At 60.6% G+C, this 22,738-nt stretch carries 23 protein-coding genes and 1 pseudogene; 10 read left to right on the plus strand and 14 right to left on the minus strand.

Annotation, left to right across the window (positions count from 1 at the left end; translation table 11 throughout):
* Positions 1-12: 12 nt before the first annotated feature.
* From rpoZ to AC3WN7_RS12260, 3 genes are all read right to left on the minus strand, one after another.
* On the minus strand, positions 13-276 hold the full coding sequence (rpoZ, locus tag AC3WN7_RS12250) for a DNA-directed RNA polymerase subunit omega (protein ID WP_007921129.1): 264 nt from the start codon (positions 274-276) through the stop codon (positions 13-15).
* Positions 277-443: 167 nt separating this feature from the next.
* Positions 444-1,064, minus strand: a complete 621-nt coding sequence (gene gmk, locus AC3WN7_RS12255) for a guanylate kinase (RefSeq protein WP_095964337.1) — start codon at positions 1,062-1,064, stop codon at positions 444-446.
* Positions 1,065-1,076: 12 nt separating this feature from the next.
* Positions 1,077-1,940, minus strand: coding sequence for a YicC/YloC family endoribonuclease (locus AC3WN7_RS12260; protein ID WP_095964336.1), 864 nt, complete (start codon positions 1,938-1,940; stop codon positions 1,077-1,079).
* A gap of 268 nt (positions 1,941-2,208) precedes the next feature.
* Between AC3WN7_RS12260 and rph the strand changes: the two genes are divergently transcribed.
* Together rph and AC3WN7_RS12270 are read left to right on the plus strand one after the other, a co-directional pair.
* A complete protein-coding gene (rph, locus tag AC3WN7_RS12265; protein WP_007975179.1) occupies positions 2,209-2,931 on the plus strand; it encodes a ribonuclease PH in 723 nt (240 codons plus the stop codon).
* A gap of 28 nt (positions 2,932-2,959) precedes the next feature.
* Positions 2,960-3,328 (plus strand): DUF4870 domain-containing protein, encoded by a 369-nt coding sequence (locus AC3WN7_RS12270; RefSeq protein WP_007975177.1) that lies wholly within the window; start codon positions 2,960-2,962, stop codon positions 3,326-3,328.
* 186 nt (positions 3,329-3,514) lie between these two features.
* On the opposite strand, the gene crc is transcribed toward AC3WN7_RS12270, so the two are convergent.
* A complete protein-coding gene (crc, locus tag AC3WN7_RS12275) occupies positions 3,515-4,294 on the minus strand; it encodes a catabolite repression control protein Crc (protein WP_003176915.1) in 780 nt (259 codons plus the stop codon).
* An 80-nt stretch (positions 4,295-4,374) separates the two neighbouring features.
* On the opposite strand from crc, the gene pyrE reads away from it, so the two are divergent.
* Positions 4,375-5,019 carry an orotate phosphoribosyltransferase gene (gene pyrE / locus AC3WN7_RS12280; protein ID WP_007975175.1) on the plus strand — a complete coding sequence of 215 codons (645 nt, stop codon included), beginning with the start codon at positions 4,375-4,377 and terminating at the stop codon, positions 5,017-5,019.
* A 178-nt stretch (positions 5,020-5,197) separates the two neighbouring features.
* On the opposite strand, the gene argB is transcribed toward pyrE, so the two are convergent.
* The 4 genes and pseudogenes from argB to coaBC form a co-directional block, all read right to left on the minus strand.
* Entirely contained in the window at positions 5,198-6,103 is a 906-nt protein-coding gene (gene argB, locus AC3WN7_RS12285; RefSeq protein WP_007975174.1) for an acetylglutamate kinase, read from the minus strand.
* Between the two features lie 17 nt (positions 6,104-6,120).
* Positions 6,121-7,497, minus strand: a pseudogene (locus tag AC3WN7_RS12290) (phosphomannomutase/phosphoglucomutase); the annotation flags it as partial.
* 260 nt (positions 7,498-7,757) lie between these two features.
* Positions 7,758-8,213, minus strand: coding sequence for a dUTP diphosphatase (dut, locus tag AC3WN7_RS12295; protein ID WP_007975171.1), 456 nt, complete (start codon positions 8,211-8,213; stop codon positions 7,758-7,760).
* A gap of 5 nt (positions 8,214-8,218) precedes the next feature.
* Positions 8,219-9,427 carry a bifunctional phosphopantothenoylcysteine decarboxylase/phosphopantothenate--cysteine ligase CoaBC gene (coaBC, locus tag AC3WN7_RS12300; RefSeq protein WP_102673747.1) on the minus strand — a complete coding sequence of 403 codons (1,209 nt, stop codon included), beginning with the start codon at positions 9,425-9,427 and terminating at the stop codon, positions 8,219-8,221.
* 135 nt (positions 9,428-9,562) lie between these two features.
* Between coaBC and radC the strand changes: the two genes are divergently transcribed.
* Positions 9,563-10,237, plus strand: a complete 675-nt coding sequence (radC, locus tag AC3WN7_RS12305) for a RadC family protein (RefSeq protein ID WP_095964333.1) — start codon at positions 9,563-9,565, stop codon at positions 10,235-10,237.
* A 126-nt stretch (positions 10,238-10,363) separates the two neighbouring features.
* Here the strand turns inward: radC and AC3WN7_RS12310 are convergent, their stop codons facing one another.
* Positions 10,364-11,950, minus strand: a complete 1,587-nt coding sequence (locus AC3WN7_RS12310) for an ABC transporter substrate-binding protein (protein WP_102673748.1) — start codon at positions 11,948-11,950, stop codon at positions 10,364-10,366.
* 446 nt (positions 11,951-12,396) lie between these two features.
* Here AC3WN7_RS12310 and rpmB point away from each other — a divergent pair, with 446 nt between their 5' ends.
* On the plus strand, positions 12,397-12,630 hold the full coding sequence (gene rpmB / locus AC3WN7_RS12315; protein WP_007975166.1) for a 50S ribosomal protein L28: 234 nt from the start codon (positions 12,397-12,399) through the stop codon (positions 12,628-12,630).
* A gap of 11 nt (positions 12,631-12,641) precedes the next feature.
* The gene (gene rpmG / locus AC3WN7_RS12320; protein WP_003177274.1) at positions 12,642-12,797 is read left to right on the plus strand and encodes a 50S ribosomal protein L33; all 156 of its coding nucleotides are present in this window, start codon (positions 12,642-12,644) and stop codon (positions 12,795-12,797) included.
* Between the two features lie 208 nt (positions 12,798-13,005).
* Here rpmG and AC3WN7_RS12325 read toward each other — a convergent pair whose 3' ends face one another.
* Positions 13,006-13,368: a cupin domain-containing protein gene (locus tag AC3WN7_RS12325; protein WP_095964331.1), complete on the minus strand. Its 363-nt coding sequence runs from the start codon at positions 13,366-13,368 to the stop codon at positions 13,006-13,008.
* Positions 13,369-13,603: 235 nt separating this feature from the next.
* On the opposite strand from AC3WN7_RS12325, the gene AC3WN7_RS12330 reads away from it, so the two are divergent.
* Positions 13,604-15,097, plus strand: coding sequence for an aldehyde dehydrogenase (locus AC3WN7_RS12330; RefSeq protein WP_015097360.1), 1,494 nt, complete (start codon positions 13,604-13,606; stop codon positions 15,095-15,097).
* A 183-nt stretch (positions 15,098-15,280) separates the two neighbouring features.
* Positions 15,281-16,423, plus strand: coding sequence for an MFS transporter (locus AC3WN7_RS12335; protein WP_102673749.1), 1,143 nt, complete (start codon positions 15,281-15,283; stop codon positions 16,421-16,423).
* A 183-nt stretch (positions 16,424-16,606) separates the two neighbouring features.
* Here the strand turns inward: AC3WN7_RS12335 and AC3WN7_RS12340 are convergent, their stop codons facing one another.
* Positions 16,607-18,181: a phospholipase D family protein gene (locus tag AC3WN7_RS12340; RefSeq protein ID WP_102673750.1), complete on the minus strand. Its 1,575-nt coding sequence runs from the start codon at positions 18,179-18,181 to the stop codon at positions 16,607-16,609.
* 60 nt (positions 18,182-18,241) lie between these two features.
* On the minus strand, positions 18,242-19,675 hold the full coding sequence (locus AC3WN7_RS12345; protein ID WP_102673751.1) for an aminotransferase-like domain-containing protein: 1,434 nt from the start codon (positions 19,673-19,675) through the stop codon (positions 18,242-18,244).
* 179 nt (positions 19,676-19,854) lie between these two features.
* Here AC3WN7_RS12345 and AC3WN7_RS12350 point away from each other — a divergent pair, with 179 nt between their 5' ends.
* Positions 19,855-20,100 carry a DUF1127 domain-containing protein gene (locus AC3WN7_RS12350; protein ID WP_095964327.1) on the plus strand — a complete coding sequence of 82 codons (246 nt, stop codon included), beginning with the start codon at positions 19,855-19,857 and terminating at the stop codon, positions 20,098-20,100.
* Positions 20,101-20,243: 143 nt separating this feature from the next.
* On the opposite strand, the gene AC3WN7_RS12355 is transcribed toward AC3WN7_RS12350, so the two are convergent.
* The gene (locus tag AC3WN7_RS12355; RefSeq protein ID WP_102673752.1) at positions 20,244-21,551 is read right to left on the minus strand and encodes an NAD(P)/FAD-dependent oxidoreductase; all 1,308 of its coding nucleotides are present in this window, start codon (positions 21,549-21,551) and stop codon (positions 20,244-20,246) included.
* A gap of 147 nt (positions 21,552-21,698) precedes the next feature.
* On the opposite strand from AC3WN7_RS12355, the gene AC3WN7_RS12360 reads away from it, so the two are divergent.
* Positions 21,699-22,052, plus strand: a complete 354-nt coding sequence (locus AC3WN7_RS12360; protein WP_007975156.1) for a YkgJ family cysteine cluster protein — start codon at positions 21,699-21,701, stop codon at positions 22,050-22,052.
* Positions 22,053-22,188: 136 nt separating this feature from the next.
* On the opposite strand, the gene AC3WN7_RS12365 is transcribed toward AC3WN7_RS12360, so the two are convergent.
* Positions 22,189-22,677 carry an Lrp/AsnC ligand binding domain-containing protein gene (locus AC3WN7_RS12365; RefSeq protein WP_007975155.1) on the minus strand — a complete coding sequence of 163 codons (489 nt, stop codon included), beginning with the start codon at positions 22,675-22,677 and terminating at the stop codon, positions 22,189-22,191.
* Between the last annotated feature and the right edge of the window lie 61 nt (positions 22,678-22,738).

Raw genomic sequence — 22,738 nt, forward strand, 5'->3', positions numbered from 1 at the left:
CCAGGCATAGGCTTAGACGGCCTCGTTGGACTCGTCCTCGAATGCAGCAAAAAGCGGTTCATCTTCAACGATTTCGGCTTCGGCGATAGCTGCGTAGTCGATCAGGCCTTCAGCGATTTCGCGCAGGGCGACGACGGTAGGCTTGTCGTTTTCCCATGCTACTTTCGGCTCTTTGCCGCCGGTGGCCAGTTGACGGGCACGCTTGGTAGAGAGCATGACCAGCTCAAAGCGGTTATCCACGTGTTCTAGGCAGTCTTCAACGGTTACGCGGGCCATGGTCTTCCTCGTAGCAAATGCAATATGCGCGCTGCCCGGATGGGCGAGCGGACTCAACAGTTTAAAAAATCACCAGCGATTAGGGAAGCGCTGATTTTTTGACCAAGCCCTTCAACGCGCTGCAAGTGCCAATGTAAAGCCCTTGCAGCGGTTTTGGGAAGAGCTGATTAACCGAGCAATTCAGCCAGCAATTTGCCGTGACGCTGCTGCTGACGCTTCTGAATCAGCTGATTGGCGCGGAAAATTGCCTTCAGGTCGTGCAGTGCGTGGGCGAAATCGTCGTTGATGATCAGGTAATCGTAGTCGACGTAATGGCTCATTTCGCTGACGGCTTCGCGCATCCGGCCGTCAATGATCTCGTCGCTGTCCTGGCCACGGTTGGTCAGGCGCTGGTGCAGGGCCTGCAGTGACGGCGGCAGGATGAAGACCGAACGGGCCTGCGGCATCAGCTTGCGCACTTGCTCGGCACCTTGCCAGTCGATTTCCAGGATCAGGTCGTGGCCTTCGTCCAGGGTTTGCTGCAGGTGGCTTTGCGAGGTGCCATAGAGATTGCCGAACACTTCGGCGCGCTCGAGGAAATCGCCGTGCTCGATCATCTTCACGAACTCGCTGCGGTCGACGAAGTGATAGTTCACGCCATTCACTTCACCCGGGCGCATGGCGCGGGTGGTGTGGGAGACCGAGACGCGGATCTCCGGATTGGCGTCGGTCAGGGCCTTGACCAGGCTGCTCTTGCCCGCGCCCGAAGGGGCGGAAATGATGTAAAGGGTGCCAGTGCTGTGGGTCATGTCGGGGTAGCCTTACTCAATATTCTGCACTTGTTCGCGCATCTGCTCGATCAACACCTTGAGGTTGACCGCAGCCTGGGTGCTGCGCGGGTCGAAGGCTTTGGAGCCCAGTGTGTTGGCTTCGCGGTTGAGTTCCTGCATCAGGAAGTCCAGGCGCCGCCCGGCAGCGCCGCCGGATTTGAGTACCCGGCGAACTTCGATGATGTGAGTGCTCAGGCGATCCAGTTCTTCGGCGACGTCGCTTTTCTGCGCGAGCATGACCATTTCCTGCTCCAGGCGCTGCGGGTCCATCTCGGCCTTCATGTCGGCGAAACGGTCGAGGACTTTCTGGCGCTGGGTGGCGAGCATCTGCGGGACCAGTTCGCGCAGGGTCACCACGTCTTCTTCGATGGAGGTCAGGCGCTCGTTGATCAACCGTGCCAGCTCCGCACCTTCGCGCTCGCGGCCGGCCTTGAGTTCCTTGAGGCCCTGGTTGAACAGTGCCAGCGCTTCGGCGTTCAAGGCTTGCGGGTCGGAGGCGTCGCCCACCAGCACGCCGGGCCAGGCCAGGACTTCCAGCGGGTTCAGCGCGGCCGGGTTCTTGATCAGGCCGGCGATGGTCTCGGCGGCGGCGACCAGTTGCGCGGCGCGCTCCTGATCGATCTGCAGCGCTTTGCCGGTGTTTTCTTCGGTGAAGCGCAGGGTGCATTCGAGCTTGCCCCGCGATACGCCTTGGCGCAGGGCTTCACGTACCGCGCCTTCGAGGTCGCGAAAGGACTCCGGCAGGCGCAGGTGGGGTTCCAGGTAGCGGCTGTTGACCGACCGCAGTTCCCAGCTCAGGGTGCCCTGGACGCCGGCTTTTTCGACGCGGGCGAAGGCGGTCATGCTGTGCACCATGGCGGTACCTCGCAAGGCAGATCGGCGCAGAACCGTGGTTCCGGGAATCCGATATCAATGAATTAAAGCCGACTGGCAGCAAAGGCGCAGGATTGTAGCGCAGTGACGCGGATGCGCCCAAACACAGGGTGTGACAAAGAGCGGCAGGCCTGCGCCGGCGTGCAGTGCAGAGCCTTCGGTCGTCGGCGGATTTTTTTAGAAGTGCCCAGTAGCGGTCGTCGGCTCTATAATGCTCCGCAGTTTTCCGTCCCCAGTACAGGTATTCCCTATGATACGTCCAAGTGGTCGCGCTGCCGATCAGCTCCGCTCGATCCGCATCACCCGCAACTACACCAAACACGCCGAGGGTTCTGTGCTGGTCGAGTTCGGTGATACCAAGGTCATCTGCACCGTCAGCGTTGAACCGGGCGTACCGCGTTTCCTCAAAGGCCAGGGCCAGGGCTGGCTGACCGCCGAGTACGGCATGCTGCCACGTGCCACCGGCGAGCGTAACCAGCGTGAAGCCAGCCGTGGCAAGCAAGGCGGCCGTACGCTGGAAATCCAGCGTCTGATCGGCCGCTCCCTGCGCGCTGCGCTGGACATGACCAAGCTGGGCGACGTCACCCTGTACGTCGACTGCGACGTGATCCAGGCAGACGGTGGCACCCGTACGGCGTCGATCACCGGTTCCATGGTCGCGCTGATCGATGCCTTGAAAGTGATCAAGAAGCGTGGCGGCCTGAAAGGCGGCGACCCGGTCAAGCAGATGATCGCTGCTGTTTCCGTGGGCATGTACAAGGGCGAGCCTGTGCTCGACCTCGACTACCTGGAAGACTCGGCGGCCGAAACCGACCTGAACGTGGTGATGACCAGTGCTGGCGGTTTCATCGAAGTCCAGGGTACTGCCGAAGGCGCGCCGTTCCAGCCTGAAGAGCTGAACGCCATGCTGGAACTGGCGAAGAAAGGCATGAACGAGATCTTCGAACTGCAAAAGGCCGCATTGGCCGACTGACCGCACTGCTCCAGGCAAGGAGGACACCATGAGTGACGAACAACTGCCGCTGCCCACGCCGAGCCAGGAGGTGCGTCAGTGGGCGATGTTCTGTCACCTGTCCGCCTTGCTGGGGATCTGGATTCCGTTCGGCACGCTGATCGGCCCGCTGATTCTCTGGCAAATGAAGCGCGAGATGGACCCGTTCATTGACGCTCAGGGCAAGGAGGCATTGAACTTCCAGATCACCGTCGCCATTGCCTCGGCCATCTGCTTCCTGCTGATGGTGGTGATCATCGGGTTCTTCCTGTTCGGACTGGTGGCGATAGGTGCGCTGGTGCTGACGATTATTGCCGGTGTGAAAGCCAATGAAGGGTTTCCTTACCGGTACCCGTTTACCTGGCGATTGATCAAATAACGATCGAATACCCCTTTGTAGGAGCGAGCCTGCTCGCGATGGTCGTTAATGATGACATTGGATACCTGACACCCAGCGGTGCTCTTTCGTCCATCGCGAGCAGGCTCGCTCCTACAGAGGGCGGCAATCACCGTCCACAAAAAAGCCGACATTGCTGTCGGCTTTTTTGTATCTGCAAAACGACGCTCAGATGGTCAGCGTCCAGTCGTAGTCCACGATCAACGGCGCGTGTTGCGAGAACCGCGGCTGGCGTGGCAAGCGTGCACTGCGTACGAAGCGGCGCAGGCCCGGGGTCAGCAGTTGATAGTCGAAGCGCCAACCAAGGTTGAGCATCTCCGCCTGTTCGTTATCCGGCCACCAGCTGTACTGGTCGCCTTCGCGGCTGACTTCGCGCAGGGCGTCGACATAGCCCATGTTGCCGACAATCTCGTCCATCCAGGCGCGTTCAGGCGCCAGGAAACCCGGAGATTGCTGGCTGTCGCGCCAGTTCTTGATATCCAGCTTCTGTTGCGCCACGTACAGCGAGCCACAATAGATGTACTCGCGACGTTTGCGCCGCTGTTTATCCAGATAACGGGCGAAGTCGTCCATTAGCTTGAACTTCTGGTTCAAGTCTTCATCGCCGTTCTGCCCCGAAGGGAGCAGCAAGGTCGCGATGCTGACCTTGTCGAAATCGGCTTGCAGGTAGCGCCCGTAGCGGTCGGCCGTCTCGAAACCGAGACCGCTGATGACAGCCTTCGGTTGCAGCCGCGAATACAAAGCCACGCCACCTTGGGCGGGGACTTCGGCATCGCAGGCATAAAGGAAGTATCCATCCAGTTGGAAGGCTGGATCGTCCAGTTCAAAGGCGGAGGCGCGGGTGTCCTGCAGGCAGATGACGTCGGCATTCTGTGCCTGCAGCCAACTGAGCAAACCACGCTCGACTGCAGCCTGAATACCATTGACGTTCACACTGATGATCCGCATAAATGGCCCCAAAAATCGCGTGCGTGTATGATACACGGCGTCAAGCTAATTAGCTAAATCCGTGGTATTTGGGGTTTTTCATGCAAGCGTATCAGCGCGATTTCATCCGTTTTGCCATCGATCGCGGCGTTTTGCGCTTCGGTGAGTTCACCCTGAAGTCCGGGCGCACCAGTCCTTACTTCTTCAATGCAGGGCTGTTCAACTCGGGTTCGGCCCTGGCGCAGCTGGGACGTTTCTACGCCGCTGCCATTGCCGAGAGCGGCATTGCGTTCGATGTACTGTTTGGCCCTGCCTACAAAGGCATCCCGTTGGCGGCGACTACCGCTGTGGCCCTGGCCGAACATCACAACCGTGACCTGCCATGGTGCTTCAACCGCAAGGAAGCCAAGGCCCACGGCGAAGGCGGCAGTCTGGTGGGCGCACCTTTGACCGGCGAAGTGCTGATCATCGACGACGTGATCACCGCCGGTACAGCCATCCGTGAAGTGATGCAGATCATCGCCTCCCAGGACGGCGCCAAGGCCGCCGGCGTGCTGATCGCCCTGAACCGTCAGGAGCGCGGCAATGGCGAGTTGTCGGCGATCCAGGAAGTCGAGCGTGATTTCGGCATCCCGGTCATCAGCATCGTTTCGCTGAACCAGGTGCTGGAATTCCTGGCGGACGATCCGCAGCTCAAGCAGCACCTGCCTGCTGTCGAAGCCTACCGCGCCCAGTTCGGCGTTTAACCGCAATTCCCTTGTAGGAGCGAGCTTGCTCGCGATGCACGTCAGAGCGCCGCTTTTCGCCAGGCACCCTGCGTTATCGTTGGCGTTTTTCGCGAGCAAGCTCGCTCCTACAGGGAGTGCGGCAAAAAAAGACCCCGCTCAGCCTGGCTGAGCGGGGTCTTTTGGTTTGCGCGATCGCTTAGTGACGCTTGCGATTGCTGATCAAGGTACCCACGCCGGTATCGGTGAAGATTTCCAGCAGGATCGCGTTCGGCACGCGGCCGTCGATGATCAGCGAGCTGCCCACGCCGCCCTGGACCGCTTCCAGTGCGCAACGGATCTTCGGCAGCATGCCGCCGTAGATGGTGCCGTCGGCGATTAGTTCGTCGACCTGTTGAGTCGTCAGACCGGTCAGGACCTTGCCCGACTTGTCCATCAGGCCGGCGATATTGGTCAGCAGCATCAGTTTCTCTGCTTTCAATGCTTCGGCGACTTTACCGGCCACCAGGTCGGCGTTGATGTTGTACGACTCACCGTTGGCGCCGACGCCGATTGGCGCGATAACCGGGATGAAATCGCCTTTGACCAGCAGGTTCAGCAAATCGGTATTGATCCCGACCACTTCGCCCACATGGCCGATGTCGATGATTTCCGGGGTGGTCATCTCCGGGGTCTGGCGGGTGACGGTGAGCTTCTTCGCACGAATCAGCTCGGCGTCTTTACCGGTCAGACCGATGGCGCTGCCACCGTGGCGGTTGATCAGGTTGACGATGTCCTTGTTGACCTGGCCCCCGAGGACCATTTCCACCACGTCCATGGTCGCGGCGTCGGTGACGCGCATGCCGTCGACGAAATGACTCTCGATCGACAGGCGCTTGAGCAGGTCACCGATTTGCGGGCCGCCGCCGTGAACCACCACCGGGTTGATGCCCACGGCCTTCATCAGCACGATGTCGCGGGCGAAGCCGGTTTTCAGCTCCTCGCTTTCCATCGCGTTGCCGCCGTATTTGATCACCAGTGTCTTGCCGACGTATCGGCGGATATAAGGCAACGCTTCGGACAGGACCTTGGCGGTGTTGGCGGCGGCTTCGCGTTCGAGGGTCATTCAGGGCTCCGGGTGAATCAGAACGGTAGTTGGAGATCAGGTGCAACGCGCTTCAACTGGACTTTGAAAACGTCCTTGATGCGCTGCAATTCAGCCTCGTCATCGGCCTCGAAACGCAGCACCAGCACCGGTGTGGTGTTGGATGCGCGTACCAGGCCCCAGCCTTTGGCGTAGTCGACTCGCACGCCGTCAATGGTGGTCAGGTCGGCGCCTGGGCCCCACTGTGCGTCGTGCAGTGCATCAATGATGCTGAATTTGCTCTCTTCGGTCACATGGATATTGATTTCCGGCGTAGAAATATCGTTCGGGAAGGTCGCGAACAGCTCTTCGGCCGAGGATTTTTCCTTGCTGAGGATTTCCAGCAACCGCGCGGCGCTGTAGATGCCGTCGTCGAAACCGAACCAGCGCTCCTTGAAGAAGATGTGCCCGCTCATTTCGCCGGCCAGCAAGGCGCCGGATTGTTTCATTTTCTTTTTGATCAACGAGTGACCGGTTTTCCACATTAACGACCGGCCGCCGTATTCCTTGATCAGCGGAATCAGGCGACGGGTGCATTTGACGTCGAAGATGATCTCGGCGCCCGGGTTGCGCGCCACGACGTCGCGGGCGAACAGCATCAGCAGGCGGTCCGGATAGACGATACTGCCGGTGTTGGTCACCACGCCGACGCGGTCGCCGTCGCCGTCGAAGGCCAGGCCGATGTCAGCGTTGGTTTCCTTGACCTTGGCGATCAGGTCGACGAGGTTTTCAGGCTTGCCCGGGTCCGGGTGGTGGTTCGGGAAGTTGCCGTCGACTTCGCAGAACAGCGGGATGACTTCGCAGTTCAGCGCTTCGATCAGCTGCGGGGCAATCACGCCGGCCGCGCCGTTGCCGCAGTCGACGACCACTTTCAGGCGACGGGCCAGCTTGATGTCCTGGACGATTTCGGTGGTGTAGCGGTCGAGGATTTCGACCTGGGTGATGCTGCCCTGGCCGCTGCTCAGGTTGTTGGTCTTGAGGCGGTCGTGCAGGGCCTGGATCTGTTCGTTGGCCAGGGTGTCGCCGGCGATGACGATCTTGAAGCCGTTGTAGTTCGACGGGTTGTGGCTGCCGGTCAGCATCACACCTGATTTGCCGGCCAGCACGTTGGCGGCGTAGTACAGCGCCGGCGTCGGGACCAGGCCGACATCGCTGACGTGGCAGCCGCTGTCGGCGATGCCTTTGATCAATTGTGCGACCAGCTCCGGACCGGACAAGCGACCGTCGCGACCGACGGACACATTTGGCTCGCCCTGGGCCAGGCTTTGGGAGCCAACGGCGCGGCCAATCCAGTAAGCGGTCTCGGCGTTCAGGAATTCCGGGACGGTGCCGCGGATGTCGTAGGCGCGGAAGATGCTGTCAGGGAACTTGGGTGCAATTTTGGCCGGGGTGTTCATCTGTGGAAATGCTCCATCTAGAAAGTGGCTGGACAGGCCGCCGAGTCATTCGGCGACAGGTTCAAACTGAAGGGTATGACGGCGTTTTCCACAGAGAGTTCGTGGTGTGAAAGGGCCATGACGCCCCTGACGGCAGGGGTTTGGCCGGGCAATGCCTTGATTTTCGGTGCTAAACGTTGCAGATGACAATTTGAATTTTGTGGCGAGAGAGCTTGCTCCCTCGCCACGATGGATCTCGATCAACGGGTACCGGTATGGCCGAAACCGCCAGTGCCGCGCTCGGTTTCAACAAACTCTTCAACCATCTCGAAGTGAGCCTGCACCACCGGCACCAGCACCAGTTGCGCCAGGCGCTCACCGACCGGCATGGTGAATTCGGTCTGGCCACGGTTCCAGCAGGAGACCATCAGCGGGCCCTGGTAATCGGAGTCGATCAGGCCGACCAGATTGCCCAGCACGATGCCGTGCTTATGGCCCATCCCCGAGCGCGGCAGAATCAGCGCCGCCAGGTTCGGGTCACCGATGTAGACCGACAGGCCGGTAGGGATCAGCACGGTTTCACCCGGCTTGATCACGGTGTCCTGCTCCAGCATGGCACGCAGGTCGAGGCCGGCGGAGCCCGGTGTGGCGTATTGCGGCAGCGGGAATTCGGTACCGATGCGGGGGTCGAGGATCTTGGCTTGCAAAGCGTGCATGTAAATTAAACCTGGTTCAGACGTTCGGCGATAAAAGTGATCAGCTGGCGAGCAATCTTGCTCTTGCTGGTCTGGGCGAAAAGTGTGGCGTGAAGCTCACGATCGATGACGCTGCAGGCGTTTTCTTCGCTGTTGAAGCCAATGCTCGGGTTGGCGACGTCGTTGGCGACGATCAAATCGAGGTTCTTGTCTTTCAACTTGCGCGCAGCGTAATCGAGCAGGTGTTCGGTCTCGGCGGCGAAACCGACACTGAACGGGCGGTCGGGGCGGGTGGCGATGGTGGCCAGGATGTCCGGGTTACGCACCATTTGTAGCAACAAGCCGTCGCCGCTCGTAGGATCTTTCTTGAGTTTCTGTGGGGCGACGACTTCCGGGCGGTAGTCCGCGACGGCTGCCGAAGCGATGAACAGGTCGCAAGGGATGGCTGCTTCGCAGGCGGCGAGCATGTCGCGGGCACTGACTACGTCGATGCGGGTGACTCGATCCGGGGTCGGCAGATACACGGGGCCGGTGATCAGGGTTACGCGGGCACCGGCTTCCACGGCGGCTTCGGCCAGGGCAAAGCCCATTTTCCCGGAGCTGTGGTTGGTGATGTAGCGCACCGGGTCGATGTTTTCCTGAGTCGGGCCGGCTGTGATCAGCACGTGTTTGCCGGTCAGGGCCTGACGCTGGAAGCAGTCAGCCGCGCACTGGGCCAGCTCAAGGGCTTCGAGCATGCGCCCCAGGCCGACGTCGCCGCAGGCCTGGCTGCCGGAGGCCGGGCCGAAGACCTTGATGTCGCGGCTTTCGAGGGTTTGCAGGTTGCCCTGGGTCGCCGGATCGCGCCACATGGCCTGGTTCATGGCCGGGGCAACGGCGACCACCGCGTCGGTGGCCAGCACCAGTGTGGTCAGCAGGTCATCGGCAATGCCCTGGGCCAGGCGGGCAATCAGATCCGCCGTGGCGGGGGCGATCAGCACCAGGTCGGCCCATTTCGCCAGTTCGATGTGGCCCATTGCCGCTTCGGCCGCCGGGTCCAGCAGGTCCAGATGGACCGGGTGCCCGGACAGGGCCTGCATGGTCAGCGGGGTGATGAACTCTGCGCCGCCACGGGTCATGACCACGCGCACTTCGGCGCCCTGGTCGATCAGGCGGCGAACCAGGTCGGCGCTCTTGTAGGCAGCGATACCGCCGCCGACGCCCAGAACAATGCGTTTCCGATACAGCCGCTGCATAGGCCTGCCTTTCAATTCGTTGGTGACATACGTGGCGAAACCCCCTCCCCAGGGTGAATTCGCCCGCAAAAAAGATGGGCTACGATATCACAGCGACCGCTACGGAACAGCGGCGCCCACAGACAGGGAGGTGTTATGAGTATTCGCGATTGGCCGGCGGCGGAACGGCCGCGGGAGAGGTTGCTTGAACAGGGCTCGGGAAGCCTTTCGGACGCCGAATTGCTGGCGATATTTTTACGGACAGGCGTGGTCGGTAAAAGCGCCGTGGATTTGGCCCGACATCTGTTGAATCAGTTTGGCAGCCTGCGTTTGCTACTTGAGGCCGATCAGGAAGCGTTCAGCAAGCAGTTGGGGCTGGGGCCGGCGAAATTTGCACAGTTGCAGGCTGCGCAAGAAATGAGCAGGCGCCATCTGGCCGAGCGTGCGCGTCAAAAATCGGCACTGGAGAATCCGCAGGCGGTTCGCGAGTACCTGAAATCAATGCTGCGCCATGAGCCGCATGAGGTGTTTGGTTGCCTGTTTCTCGACTCCAGGCATCAGGTACTGGCGTTTGAGACGCTGTTTCGCGGTTCCATTGACAACACCAGCGTTCATCCGCGAGAGGTGGTCAAGCGCGCCTTGGCCAACAACGCAGCGGCATTGATCCTCTGCCACAACCATCCTTCGGGCAACAGTGACCCCAGTCAGTCCGACCGGGTGCTGACCAAGCGTCTGCAAGAGGCGCTGGAGTTGATTGATGTGCGGGTGCTCGACCATTTCATCATTGGCGATGGAGATCCGCTGTCGATGGCTGAGTATGGCTGGATGTAGGGCGTGGCCCCTTGTAGGAGCGAGCTTGCTCGCGATAAACCCGAGAACGCTGCGGGGTGTCTGGCTTTCCGCGTTATCGTTGACGTCCATCGCGAGCAAGCTCGCTCCTACAGGTTCGTGTGTCGATTATTTGAGGTTGACCTTGGAGTAGTCCTGCCGCCCGAACGGGCTGACCGAATACCCCTCGACATCCTTGCGCGTCAGCGCGAAGGCCGTCGGGTGGGCCAGGGGCAACCACAGCGCCTGTTGCTGGATCTGCGTCTGCGCCTGTTCGTAGAGCTTGGTGCGCACGCCTTGCTCGCCGGTGGTCTTGCCGGCGCTGATCAGCTTGTCCAGGTCCGCATTGCAGTAGCGGGCGAAGTTGGTGCCGGACTTGACCGCGGCGCAGGAAAACTGCGGCGTGAGGAAGTTGTCCGGATCGCCGTTGTCACCGGCCCAGCCCATGAACAGCAAGTCGTGTTCACCGGCCTTGGCACGGCGGATCAGCTCGCCCCATTCGATCACCCGGATTTCGGCCTGGATGCCGATTTCCGCCAGGTCGGATTGCAGCAGTTGAGCGCCGAGGCTCGGGTTGGGGTTGAGGAGGCTGCCGGAAGGACGGGTCCAGAGGGTGGTCCGGAAGCCTTCCTTGAGCCCGGCTTTGGCCATCAGCGCCTTGGCCTTCTCGACGTCATGCGGATACCCCGGAAGGCTTTTCGCATAGCTCCAGGTGTTCGGCGGATACGGACCATTGGCCGCTTCGGCGGTGTCTTCGAACACGGCTTTGATGTAATTGGCCTTGTCGAAGGCAAGGTTGATGGCCTGACGCACTTCTGGCTTGTCCAGCGGTGGATGCTGGCTGTTGATGCCGACGAATGCGGTCATGAACGCGTCAGTCTTTTCGACTTTCAGGGTCGGCTCTTTCAGCGCTTCCTGTACGTCCAGAGGCTTGGGCGACAGGGCGATCTGGCATTCATTGCGCCGTAATTTCTGCAAGCGGACATTGGCGTCCGGTGTGATGGCAAAGATCAGCGGATCGACAGAGGGTTTGCCGGCGAAGTAGTCGGGGTTGGCTTTATAGCGAACCGAGGCATCCTTCTGGAAGCGCGTGAATACGAACGGCCCCGTGCCGATCGGCTGGCTGTTGAGTTTTTCAGGCGTGCCGGCCTTCATCAGCTTGTCCGCGTACTCGGCCGAATAGATCGAGGCGAAGCCCATGCTCAGGGTCGCCAGGAAGGTCGAATCCGCGTGGTCGAGGGTGAAGCGCACGGTCTGTGGGTCGAGGGCGTCGATTTTCTTTATCAGCGCCGGCAACTGCATCGATTGCGCATGCGGGAAGCCGCTCTGGGCGACTTTGTGCCACGCATTGGCCGGGTCGAGCATGCGGTCGAAGCTGAAAATCACGTCTTCGGCGTCCAGGTCGCGCGTTGGGGTGAAGTACTCGGTGCGATGGAATTTTACCTGCGGGTGCAACTTGAAGACGTAGATCAGGCCGTCGGGGCTGACTTCCCAGCTGTCGGCGAGACTGGCGACCACTTTGCCACTGGCCGTGTCGAAATCCACCAGGCGGTTCATCAGCACGTCGGCCGAGGCGTTGGTGGTGGTCAACGAGTTGTACTGCACCACATCGAACCCTTCAGGGCTGGCCTCGGTGCAGACGCTCAGGGCGGCGGCAAAGGCTTGTGGGCTCAGCAGAAGCGGGGCGAGCAACAGCGGTAGGGCAGCGAGGCGCATGGTCGGCTTCCTTTACAGATCGAAGGCCCATCTGCAAGTGCAGTCTGGAAAAGACTTACCCTAGTGGGCTCTTTTGTAAATGACTATCCCCTTTTTCATTTTCAGAGGACTATAGGCGACTGATTTTGCTGTGCAGCGGTTGAGAAACCCCCTTGGTTGGCCCAATGCCCTATTCTCTGCGACGAGCGGTCGCCATCGGCGATAGCCTTTGTCCAAAGCTCTCGGAGCCGGGAAAACGGGGATTTTGTGAATTCAACGCACACTGAATGTTGTTGCTCTCCAGTCTTTCTGGTATAAAGCAGCGCTCTTTTCTAGGGGCCCGGTTCCTTCACTGTAGGTGTAGCCGGTAAGACCTCTAAAGAAACGCGGCGCCTGGCGCCAAATGACTGAGAGATTAAGCGGCCAACCCATGCCGGGTTGGGCATGTGGTTTTAGAGGGCTGAGGCATGTCTAGAGTATGTCAAGTTACCGGTAAGGGTCCGGTAACCGGGAATAACATTTCCCACGCAAACAACAAAACCCGTCGTCGTTTCCTGCCGAACCTGCAGCATCACCGCTTCTGGGTTGAAGAAGAGAAACGTTTTGTGCGTCTGCGCGTATCTGCCAAAGGCATGCGTATCATCGACAAGCGTGGCATCACTGTCGTGCTGGCCGAACTTCGCCGCGATGGCAAGGTTTAAGGGAGCTAATCATGCGTGAATTGATTCGTTTGATTTCGAGCGCCGGTACTGGTCACTTCTACACTACCGACAAGAACAAGCGTACTACCCCGGACAAAATCGAGATCAAGAAATATGATCCGGTTGTTCGCAAGCACGTGATCTACAAAGAAGGCAAAATCAAGTAATTGATTTTTCTTTCTTACGAAAAAGGCCCGTATCGCGAGATACGGGCCTTTTTTGTTGTCTGTGGGTTATGCAGTGCCTGTCAGAGCCCCTTCGCGAGCAAGCCCGCTCCCACATTCGAGCTTCGGTGAACACCACATTTGTGTCCGGCGACAACCAAGTGTGGGAGCGGGCTTGCTCGCGAAGGGGCCAGCCCTGACAACGCAGTCTTCAAGCCTTCTGTTCAAACGCTACGTAGATCTTGCGGCACGGCTCCAGCACTTCCCAGGTACCGCGAAAACCCGCGGGGATCACAAAGCGGTCGCCTGCGCGCAGGGTCTTGGCATTGCCGTCGCTGTCACGCAGCACCGAAACCCCTTGCAGGATCTCGCAGTACTCGTGCTCGGTGAAATTCACCGTCCACTGTCCGACTTCACCTTCCCACACGCCAGCATTCAACTGACCACAAGGACTGTTGTAGTGGTTGTACACCGCTTGTTCCGGGTCGCCCTTGAGCACTTTGGCCGGATCCGGACGGTAGCGCTCGGCGGCAGTGGTAGCCTGGCTGAAGTCGACGACGTTCTGGATGTTCATTGTTGTTATCTCCCCGTGATTGCGGCGCGGTTGGTTGATGAGCCCAAAGTCTATGTTTATTAAAATGAACATCGCAAGGCCGTTTGCCGGCGTTATGTCAAATATATTGAAACTTCATGTGCGGCTGGTTTAGGGTGGTGGATGCCTTCGGCCGAAAAGCAGGCTGGCCGGGCAGAATTCCTGACAGCGCCCGCGAAGAACGCGGGTGTCGTATCAATAAGAGGAGGACACTCGCATGACCACCCTGACCCGTGCCGACTGGGAACAACGTGCCCGCGATCTGAAAATCGAAGGCCGCGCCTATATCAATGGCGAATACACCGACGCCGTTTCCGCCGAGACCTTCGAGTGCATCAGCCCGGTCGATGGCCGTCTGCTGGGCAGGATTGCCAGCTGTGACGCCGCCGATGCCCAGCGCGCCGTGGAAAACGCCCGCGCCACGTTCAATTCCGGTGTCTGGTCGCGCCTGGCGCCGACCAAGCGCAAAGCCACCATGATCCGTTTCGCCGGACTGCTCAAACAGCACGCCGAAGAGCTTGCGCTGCTAGAAACCCTGGACATGGGCAAGCCAATCAGCGACTCCCTGTACATCGACGTCCCTGGCGCGGCGCAAGCCCTGAGCTGGAGCGGCGAAGCCATCGACAAGATCTACGACGAAGTCGCCGCCACCCCGCACGATCAGTTGGGTCTGGTGACCCGTGAGCCGGTCGGCGTGGTCGGGGCCATCGTGCCGTGGAACTTCCCGCTGATGATGGCGTGCTGGAAACTGGGTCCGGCGCTGTCCACCGGTAACTCAGTGATCCTCAAACCGTCGGAAAAATCGCCACTGACTGCCATCCGCATCGCAGCTCTGGCTGTCGAAGCCGGTATTCCGAAAGGCGTGCTGAACGTGCTGCCAGGTTACGGCCACACCGTCGGCAAGGCGCTGGCCCTGCACAACGACGTCGACACTCTCGTATTCACCGGCTCTACCAAAATCGCCAAGCAACTGCTGATCTACTCCGGCGAGTCGAACATGAAGCGCGTCTGGCTCGAAGCCGGCGGCAAGAGCCCGAACATCGTCTTCGCCGATGCGCCGAACCTGCAGGAAGCTGCCGAAGCCGCTGCTGGCGCCATCGCCTTCAACCAGGGCGAAGTCTGCACCGCCGGTTCGCGTTTGCTGGTGGAGCGTTCGATCAAGGATAAATTCCTGCCGCTGGTGATCGAGGCGCTGAAAACCTGGAAGCCGGGCAACCCGCTGGATCCGGCGACCAATGTTGGCGCGCTGGTCGATACCCAGCAGATGAACACCGTGCTGTCCTACATCGAGTCCGGCCATGCCGACGGCGCCAAACTGGTGGCCGGTGGCAAGCGTACCCTCCAGGAAACTGGCGGCACTTACGTTGAGCCGACGATTTTCGACGGTGTGAGCAATGCGATGAAAATCGCTCAGGAAGAAATTTTCGGCCCGGTACTGTCGGTTATCGCATTCGACAACGCCGAAGAGGCCATCGCGATCGCCAACGACACGCCGTACGGTCTGGCCGCTGCGGTCTGGACAGCCGACATTTCCAAGGCTCACCTCACCGCCCGCGCACTGCGTGCTGGTAGCGTGTGGGTCAACCAGTACGATGGCGGCGACATGACCGCTCCGTTCGGTGGCTTCAAACAGTCCGGCAACGGTCGCGACAAGTCCCTGCACGCGTTCGACAAGTACACCGAGCTGAAGGCGACCTGGATCAAGTTGTAAGCTCGTGAGGGAGGCAGCAGGCCTCCCGAACGACGCAGATCCCTTGTGGGAGCGGGCTTGCTCGCGAAGGCGGTGTATCAGCCAACATTGATGTTGGATGTGATGGCCTCTTCGCGAGCAAGCCCGCTCCCACATTTGTTTTGTATGGCCTGAAAGAAATAACAATCCACAGGAGCGTGGAACATGCGTTGGGCGACTTATTTCGCCGTCTTGGCATCTGTCCTGAGTGTCGGCCTGGCCCTGGGCGTCAGCATGCCGCTGGTGTCGTTTCGGCTGGAGAGCTGGGGCTACGGCTCGTTTGCCATTGGTGTCATGGCCGCGATGCCGGCCATTGGCGTCCTGTTGGGGGCGAAAATCTCCAGCCATCTGGCGGCGCGATTCGGCACGGCCAATCTGATGCGCCTGTGCCTGTGGGCCGGGGCGGTTTCGATCGGATTGCTGGCGCTGTTGCCGAGTTATCCGGTCTGGCTGGTGCTGCGGTTGATGATCGGGGTGATCCTGACCCTCGTATTCATTATCGGTGAAAGCTGGATCAATCAATTGGTGGTCGAGGAGTGGCGCGGGCGGCTGGTGGCGCTGTATGGCAGCAGCTATGCGCTGAGTCAGCTGGCAGGCCCGGTGTTGCTGGGGTTTCTCGGTACCGAACACGATTATGGCTTTTGGGTGGGTGTCGGTTTGCTGATGGCGGCTCCGTTCCTGTTGCTGGGCCGCAGTGGTGCGCCGAGCAGCGAAGCCAGCAGCGTGACCTTGAGTGATTTGCTCGCTTTCTGTCGTGGCCTGCCGGCGATTGCCTGGGCGGTGTCGCTGTTCGCCGCGTTCGAGGCGATGATTCTGACCCTGCTGCCGGTCTATTGCCTGCGCCAGGGTTTCACCACGGAGATCGCCTTGGCGATGGTCAGTACGGTGGTGGTTGGCGATGCGGTGCTGCAATTGCCGATTGGTGCGTTGGCCGATCGCTTGTCGCGCCGGGCGTTGTTTACCGGCTGCGCAGTCGTCTTGCTGGTGTCTAGCCTGGCGATTCCGATGCTGATCGATACGCTGCTGATCTGGCCGCTGTGGGTTTTGTTTGGTGCCAGTGCCGGCGGCTTGTTCACCTTGTCACTGATCCTGATCGGCGAGCGTTATCGCGACGATGCGCTGGTGCGGGCCAACGCGCACATCGCCCAGCTGTGGGGCATTGGTTGCCTGGTCGGGCCGCTGCTGGCGGGCGCCGGCAGCCAGTGGATCAGCGGCCATGCGTTGCCGTTGCTGATGGCAGTCGGGGCCTTGGGCGTGTTGATCGTTGTGTCGCGGCAAGGGGCGTTTGGTGCGGTGCAACCGGCTTAGCTGAGAATACAAAACCTGTGGCGAGGGGGCTTGCCCCCGTTGCGCTGCGAAGCAGTGCCAAGCCCTGCAATCGCATTTTGTCTGACTACCGGATTGTTTGCTTTTACGACTGCTTCGCAGCCGAACGGGGCGATGCGGCGTTCCGACAAACCCCCTCGCCACAAGAGCTCCGCCAGGCAGCAGCTACAACATCCGCTCCAGCCCAACCGTGTTGCTCAGCCAGGCATTGAAACGACGCCACCAGCTCCCTGGCTCCTTGGTCAGGGTGTGCATTTTTCCGTCGTCTTCTGTGCTCCAGACAATCTGACCGTTCTCCAGCTCCACTTGATAGCTCAGGGCTGGCGCCATGCCCTGCAGCGCCAGTTCGCGGACCCGTGCAGCCAATTCCGGGCTGTCCACCAGCACGCCGACCTCGGTGTTCCACAGCACTGACCGCGGGTCGAAATTGAACGAGCCGATAAAGGATTTCTGCTGGTCGAAGATCATCGCCTTGCTGTGCAGGCTGGAATCGGAGCCGCGATAGGAGCTGCTGGAAAACAGATGCGGCCCGCTACCGCTGCCGCCTCCCTCGCCGGGTTGGCGACGCAATTCGTACAGCTTCACGCCATGTTCCAGCAATGCCCTGCGATAGGGCGCGTAACCACCGTGAACCGCAGGAACGTCCGTGGCTTCCAGTGAATTGGTCAGCAAACGCACCGAAACGCCGGCATCGGCGCGCCCGGTCAGGTACACCAGCCCGGGTTGGCCAGGCACGAAATAAGCCGAAATCATGATCAGCTCTTTGCGGACGCCGTCGAGTTCAGGCGCCAATTGCGTGGTCAGCAGCAACTGCGGATCGGGCTCGCCCTTGGCCAGTACCTTGCTCGGTGCATCCCACAATGCCTGGTTCCAGGCCCAGATCAGTTCGCGGCGCCAGATGTCCAGGCGCGGATGGGTGGCGAAGGTCATCAAGTGTTTGTAGAGCGCGTGATCCTGCTTGCGGGTTTCCGCCAGGGACTCTTCCAGTCGGGTGCGGGTGTTTTCCAGGTCGTGGAGGGTGGGTTTGCTCGACAGGAATTCGTCGATCGGCTTGCTCAGGGCGCTGTTCCAGTATTGGTCGAAACTGTGCCCGAGTTGCTCGGCAACCGGGCCGACACCGAGCAAGTCGATGTCAGTGAAATTCATGTTGGGCTCGGCATCGTAATACTCATCCCCCAGATTTCGCCCGCCGACGATGGCCATGCTGCTGTCCGCCAGCCACAACTTGTTATGCATGCGTCGATGCTGTTGCGACAGGTTGAGCAGTCGGCCAGTGGTACGTGTCACCCCCGTACTGCGGCCCAGGTTCAGCGGATTGAACACTCGGATCTGGATTTGCGGGTGCGCGGCGAGGGTGGCAATGACGCGGTCCAGGCCATCGCTGGTCGTGTCATCAAGCAGTACCCGCACCCGCACGCCCCGGTCGGCGGCCTTGAGCAATTCCTCGATCAGCATGCGTGTGCTGATGCCGTCGTGCACGATGTAGTACTGCAAATCGAGGCTGCTTTGGGCGTTGCGGATCAGTTCGGCACGGGCGGTGAAGGCCTCGGTGCTGTCCGATAGCAGGCGAAAGCCCGACTGGCCCTTGTAAGGCGCGGCCTGTGCCTGGACCGAGCGGCCAAATGCTGAGTCTGAAGCCGGCAGCGCCTGGCTCGGTACACGCTGTACGTCGAGGCTGGCGCAACCGCCCAGGAACGCGGCGAGTAGCACAAGAGCAAGCAGGGGCTGTCTGACTCTCACGTGGGGTCGTTCCGTTTGGCGGCATAGTCAGGCATATGGACGCTGAATCCAGAATAAAAGTCAGTCGCTGAGCTGATCGGTTTCCGCCAGCAGTTTGATCGCTGTCGCACCGACCTTGCGCACCGCGTCTTCGATCTGCGGTGTTGGCTTGGCAGCGTAGTTCATGCGCAGGCAATTGCGGTATTTGCCGGAGGCGGAAAAAATACTGCCCACGGCAATCTGTACGCCCTGGTCGTGCAAGGCGCGATTCAGTTTCAGGGTGTCGAAGCCTTCCGGCAGTTCGACCCACAGCATGAAGCTGCCTTGTGGGCGACTGGCGCGGGTGCCGGCCGGGAAGTAGCGGGTTACCAAATCGATCATCATGTCGCGATTACGCTGGTATTGAGTGCGCATCCGCCGCAAATGCGGTTCGAAGTGGCCGCCCTTGAGAAACTCGGCGATGGCGATCTGGGGTTGCGGCGCGGTGGAGCCGGTGCTGATGTATTTCATGTGCAGCACCCGTTCCAGATAGCGGCCGGGTGCGACCCAGCCGATGCGCAGGCCCGGTGCCAGGGTCTTGGAAAACGAACTGCACAACAGGACGCGACCGTCCTCGTCGAAGGACTTGATCGTGCGCGGGCGCGGATAGGTGTAGGCCAGTTCGCCATACACATCGTCCTCGATGATCGCCACGTCAAACCGCTGCGCAAGCATCAACAACGCGCGTTTGCGCGACTCCGGCATGATGTAGCCCAGCGGGTTGTTGCAGTTGGGGGTCAACTGTATGACCTTGATCGGCCACTGCTCCAGGGCCAGTTCCAGCGCTTCGAGGCTGATACCGGTCAGTGGATCGGTGGGGATTTCCAGAGCCTTCATGCCCAGGCCCTTGAGGGTTTGCATCGCACCGTGAAAGCTCGGCGAGTCCACCGCCACAATGTCTCCCGGTTCGCAGATCGCCCGAATGCTGGTGGACAGCGCTTCGTGGCAACCGGTGGTCACTACCAGGTCGCTGGCACCCAACTGGCAGCCGGAATCGAGCATCAGGCGGGCGATCTGTTCGCGCAGTTCGAGGTTGCCGTGGATGTTGTCGTAATACAGGCCGGGCATGTCCTGCCGCCGGCTGATCCGTGCCAGGTCGCGCAACAGTGGCTTCATGGTTGGACTGGTGATGTCCGGCATGCCGCGGCCCAGTTGCACCACGTCTTTGCGCGGCACGGCGCGAATCAACTCCAGCACCTGATCCCATTGGGAGATGTCCACCGGCCGTTGGGCCGGGCGGCCGACTGCCGGCAAATCCGGCAGTTCGCGGCTGGCCGGGACGAAGTACCCGGATTTGGGACGTGGCGTGGCCAGTCCACTGTCCTCCAGCACCCGATAGGCCTGCTGCACCGTGCTCAGGCTGACGCCGTGCTCGACGCTCAGCGCCCGTACCGAGGGCAGCCGGTCACCGGGGCGATAGAAGCCCTGTTCGATACGCGTGCCGAGCAGTTCGGCCAGGTTGACGTAAAGGGTCATGGTGCAGCCTCGATAGGGAAGGTTCGGTTAACCAGTACAGATAAGATGAAAAATCGGGATTCAGTGGCGGAATCGGCAAAACTGTATGGAGTTAATACAGTCGCTTTGAATCTGTAATGCTTTTACCCGCCCGCGCATCATGGAACCTCTGGCTACCCAAGTAAACAGGAGCACCCAAGATGAACGGTTTGAGCGATGTGCGGCTGACATTACACAGTCAGGAACTGGCGACAGGGCAGAACAACGGCGCGCGGGAGGCGGGCATGCACACTGCGTCGTCCGGCCAGAGTCGTTGGGATCAGTTCTGGCGTCGGCTGCATACGCGCAAGGCGTTGCTGGCGCTGACACCGGATCAGCTCAAGGATGTCGGGCTGACGCGGGAGCAGGCGTTGGAGGAGGGGCTGAAGCCTTTCTGGCGGATCTGAATGTTGCAGTGTTCTTCAGGGCCTCATCGCGGGCAAGCCCGCTCCCACAAGGACCGGCGGTGAGCGCAAATTTTGTGAACACCGTCATACCCTGTGGGAGCGGGCTTGCCCGCGAAGGCGTCAGAGCTGACACCGACAATCCTTCAGACCAACTCTTTCAGCCGATGCCACAACATCCCCAGCGCCAGCAACGGCGAGCGCAAATGCTTGCCGCCGGGGAAGGTGATGTGCGGCACCCGGGCGAACAGATCGAAGCCGCCGCTGTGCTGGCCGCTGATGGCTTCGGCCAGCAGCTTGCCGGCCAGGTGCGTGGCATTCACGCCATGACCGGAATAGGCCTGGGCGTAATACACATTCGGCTGGTCCTTGAGCCGGCCGATCTGCGGCAGGCGATTGGCGCCGATGCCGATCATGCCGCCCCATTGGTACTCGATCTTCACTGCGCTCAGCTGCGGGAAAACCTCGAGCATTTTCGGGCGCATGTACGCGGCGATGTCTTTCGGGTCGCGGCCGGAGTAATGGCAGGCGCCGCCAAACAGCAGGCGCCGGTCCGCCGAGAGCCGGTAGTAGTCCAGCGCCACCCGTTGGTCACAGACCGCCATGTTCTGCGGCAGCAGGGCGTGGGCCTGTTCTTCGCCCAGTGGTTCGGTGGCGATGATGTAGCTGCCGGCGGGCAGTACTTTACCGCTGAGTTCCGGGTTGAGGTTGTTGAGGTAGGCGTTGCAGCCCAGCACCAGGGTCTTGGCGCGCACCGAGCCCTCGGCGGTATGGACCTTGACCTCGGGGCCATAGTCGATGCGGGTCACGGCCGACCGCTCGAACAGTCGGACCCCCAGTCGTTGCGCCGCCGCCGCTTCGCCCAAGGCCAGGTTCAGTGGGTGCAGGTGCCCCGAGCCCATATCGACCAGGCCGCCGACGTACCGTGTGGAGCCGACCACGGTGTGCATCTCGTTGGCTTGCAGCAAACGGGTCTCGTAGCGATAGCCGAGGCTGCGCAGCTCTTCGACATCCTCGGCGAACCCTTCAAGGTCGCGGGGCTTGTTGGCGAGGTCGCAGTAACCCCAGGTCAGGTCGCAGGGGATCTGGAAACGCTCGACCCGTTGCCGGACGATTTCCACGGCTTCCAGGCCCATGAGTTTCATTTGCCGCACGCCGTCGACACCGATGACGTTGGTGAACTGATCAAGGCCGTGGCCTACGCCGCGAATCAGCTGCCCGCCATTGCGTCCACTGGCACCCCAGCCGATTCTGTGGGCCTCAAGCAACACCACGCTGAGCCCGCGTTCGGCCAGCTCAAGCGCCGTGTTCAACCCCGAAAACCCGCCGCCCACCACACAGACATCGGCCCGCACTTCGCCTTTGAGCACCGGAAGTTCGGGCTGCGGCAGGCTGGTGGCGGCGTAGTAGGACGCAGTGTGGTTCAGAGCAGGCTGTTGAGCACGGGGGGGCATGTGCGTATTCCTGATTCTTGCGTTTAGAAAATTTGACGGAGCATATGCCGGACCTTCCCGTACGGGCAACATTGGTCGGCTGGTGCTGTCTGAATCGGGGCTTTTGCGTCAGAATCGCGCTCTATTCCGCTTTGGGTCACCGCTGCAATGAGCTGCAACAGCCAGACAATCCGCACATTGCGCCAACAGATTCCCTCATTCGAGTGCGTGCCCGGCTGCCATGACTGCTGCGGGCCGGTGACCACCTCGCCGGAAGAAATGTCGCGCCTGCCGCGCAAGACGCGCGCCGAGCAGGATGCCGCCATGGAGGAGCTCAACTGTGTGCATCTGGGGCCCAATGGCTGCACGGTGTATGACGAACGGCCGCTGATTTGCCGGTTGTTCGGCACCACCAAGACCTTGCCATGCCCCAATGGGCGCGGGCCGGTGGAGTTGATTCATCCGCGGGTGGAGAAACAGGTGTTCGAGTATATGGCCAGCACCCGGCAGGTGCTGGTCTAGATAGACCGAGTCGCTGCCTTCGCGAGCAAGCCCGCTCCCACATTGGATCTTCAGTGAACACAAAGTTTATGTTCGACACGGATTAACTGTGGGAGCGGGCTTGCTCGCGAAAGCGGCTGAACAGACGCCGCCAATCTCAATCGGGAATCGGCAGGGTCAGGCTCTCCTTCACCTCTTCCATCACGATATAGCTCTTGGATTCCCGCACATGGGGCAGCTTGAGCAGGATGTCGCCCAGCAATTTGCGGTACGAGGCCATCTCGGAAATCCGCGCCTTCACCAGGTAGTCGAAATCCCCTGACACCAGATGACACTCCAGTACATGGGGCAGTTTCAGCACCGCGCGTCGGAACTCTTCGAACGTATCGCCGGATTTGTAATCCAGGCTGATCTCGACGAACACCAGCAGACTACCCTTCAGGTGTTGCGGATTGAGCCTGGCGTTGTAGCCCATGATGATTCCCTCGCGCTCCAGTCGCCGGACCCGCTCAGTACAGGGCGTGGTCGAGAGCCCGACCTTTTCCCCAAGCTCGGTAAAGGAAATCCGCCCGTCCGCTTGCAGGATCCGCAGGATGTTGCGGTCGATCTTGTCCAGCTCACGTTTGGTCTGAGTGTTGGTCCGCATAGGGGATGCGCCTCCGTGAAAAGGGTTTTTGCCGAGAATTGTCGCCAAATATAGGCGCTTA

The sequence above is a fragment of the Pseudomonas sp. FW305-70 genome (assembly GCF_058783925.1).

Coding starts and splice junctions, on each gene's coding strand:
- rpoZ (WP_007921129.1), bottom strand. CDS start 276: ATGGCCCGCGTAACCGTTGAAGACTGCCTAGAACACGTGGATAACCGC.
- gmk (WP_095964337.1), bottom strand. CDS start 1,064: ATGACCCACAGCACTGGCACCCTTTACATCATTTCCGCCCCTTCGGGC.
- AC3WN7_RS12260 (WP_095964336.1), bottom strand. CDS start 1,940: ATGGTGCACAGCATGACCGCCTTCGCCCGCGTCGAAAAAGCCGGCGTC.
- rph (WP_007975179.1), top strand. CDS start 2,209: ATGATACGTCCAAGTGGTCGCGCTGCCGATCAGCTCCGCTCGATCCGC.
- AC3WN7_RS12270 (WP_007975177.1), top strand. CDS start 2,960: ATGAGTGACGAACAACTGCCGCTGCCCACGCCGAGCCAGGAGGTGCGT.
- crc (WP_003176915.1), bottom strand. CDS start 4,294: ATGCGGATCATCAGTGTGAACGTCAATGGTATTCAGGCTGCAGTCGAG.
- pyrE (WP_007975175.1), top strand. CDS start 4,375: ATGCAAGCGTATCAGCGCGATTTCATCCGTTTTGCCATCGATCGCGGC.
- argB (WP_007975174.1), bottom strand. CDS start 6,103: ATGACCCTCGAACGCGAAGCCGCCGCCAACACCGCCAAGGTCCTGTCC.
- dut (WP_007975171.1), bottom strand. CDS start 8,213: ATGCACGCTTTGCAAGCCAAGATCCTCGACCCCCGCATCGGTACCGAA.
- coaBC (WP_102673747.1), bottom strand. CDS start 9,427: ATGCAGCGGCTGTATCGGAAACGCATTGTTCTGGGCGTCGGCGGCGGT.
- radC (WP_095964333.1), top strand. CDS start 9,563: ATGAGTATTCGCGATTGGCCGGCGGCGGAACGGCCGCGGGAGAGGTTG.
- AC3WN7_RS12310 (WP_102673748.1), bottom strand. CDS start 11,950: ATGCGCCTCGCTGCCCTACCGCTGTTGCTCGCCCCGCTTCTGCTGAGC.
- rpmB (WP_007975166.1), top strand. CDS start 12,397: ATGTCTAGAGTATGTCAAGTTACCGGTAAGGGTCCGGTAACCGGGAAT.
- rpmG (WP_003177274.1), top strand. CDS start 12,642: ATGCGTGAATTGATTCGTTTGATTTCGAGCGCCGGTACTGGTCACTTC.
- AC3WN7_RS12325 (WP_095964331.1), bottom strand. CDS start 13,368: ATGAACATCCAGAACGTCGTCGACTTCAGCCAGGCTACCACTGCCGCC.
- AC3WN7_RS12330 (WP_015097360.1), top strand. CDS start 13,604: ATGACCACCCTGACCCGTGCCGACTGGGAACAACGTGCCCGCGATCTG.
- AC3WN7_RS12335 (WP_102673749.1), top strand. CDS start 15,281: ATGCGTTGGGCGACTTATTTCGCCGTCTTGGCATCTGTCCTGAGTGTC.
- AC3WN7_RS12345 (WP_102673751.1), bottom strand. CDS start 19,675: ATGACCCTTTACGTCAACCTGGCCGAACTGCTCGGCACGCGTATCGAA.
- AC3WN7_RS12350 (WP_095964327.1), top strand. CDS start 19,855: ATGAACGGTTTGAGCGATGTGCGGCTGACATTACACAGTCAGGAACTG.
- AC3WN7_RS12355 (WP_102673752.1), bottom strand. CDS start 21,551: ATGCCCCCCCGTGCTCAACAGCCTGCTCTGAACCACACTGCGTCCTAC.
- AC3WN7_RS12360 (WP_007975156.1), top strand. CDS start 21,699: ATGAGCTGCAACAGCCAGACAATCCGCACATTGCGCCAACAGATTCCC.
- AC3WN7_RS12365 (WP_007975155.1), bottom strand. CDS start 22,677: ATGCGGACCAACACTCAGACCAAACGTGAGCTGGACAAGATCGACCGC.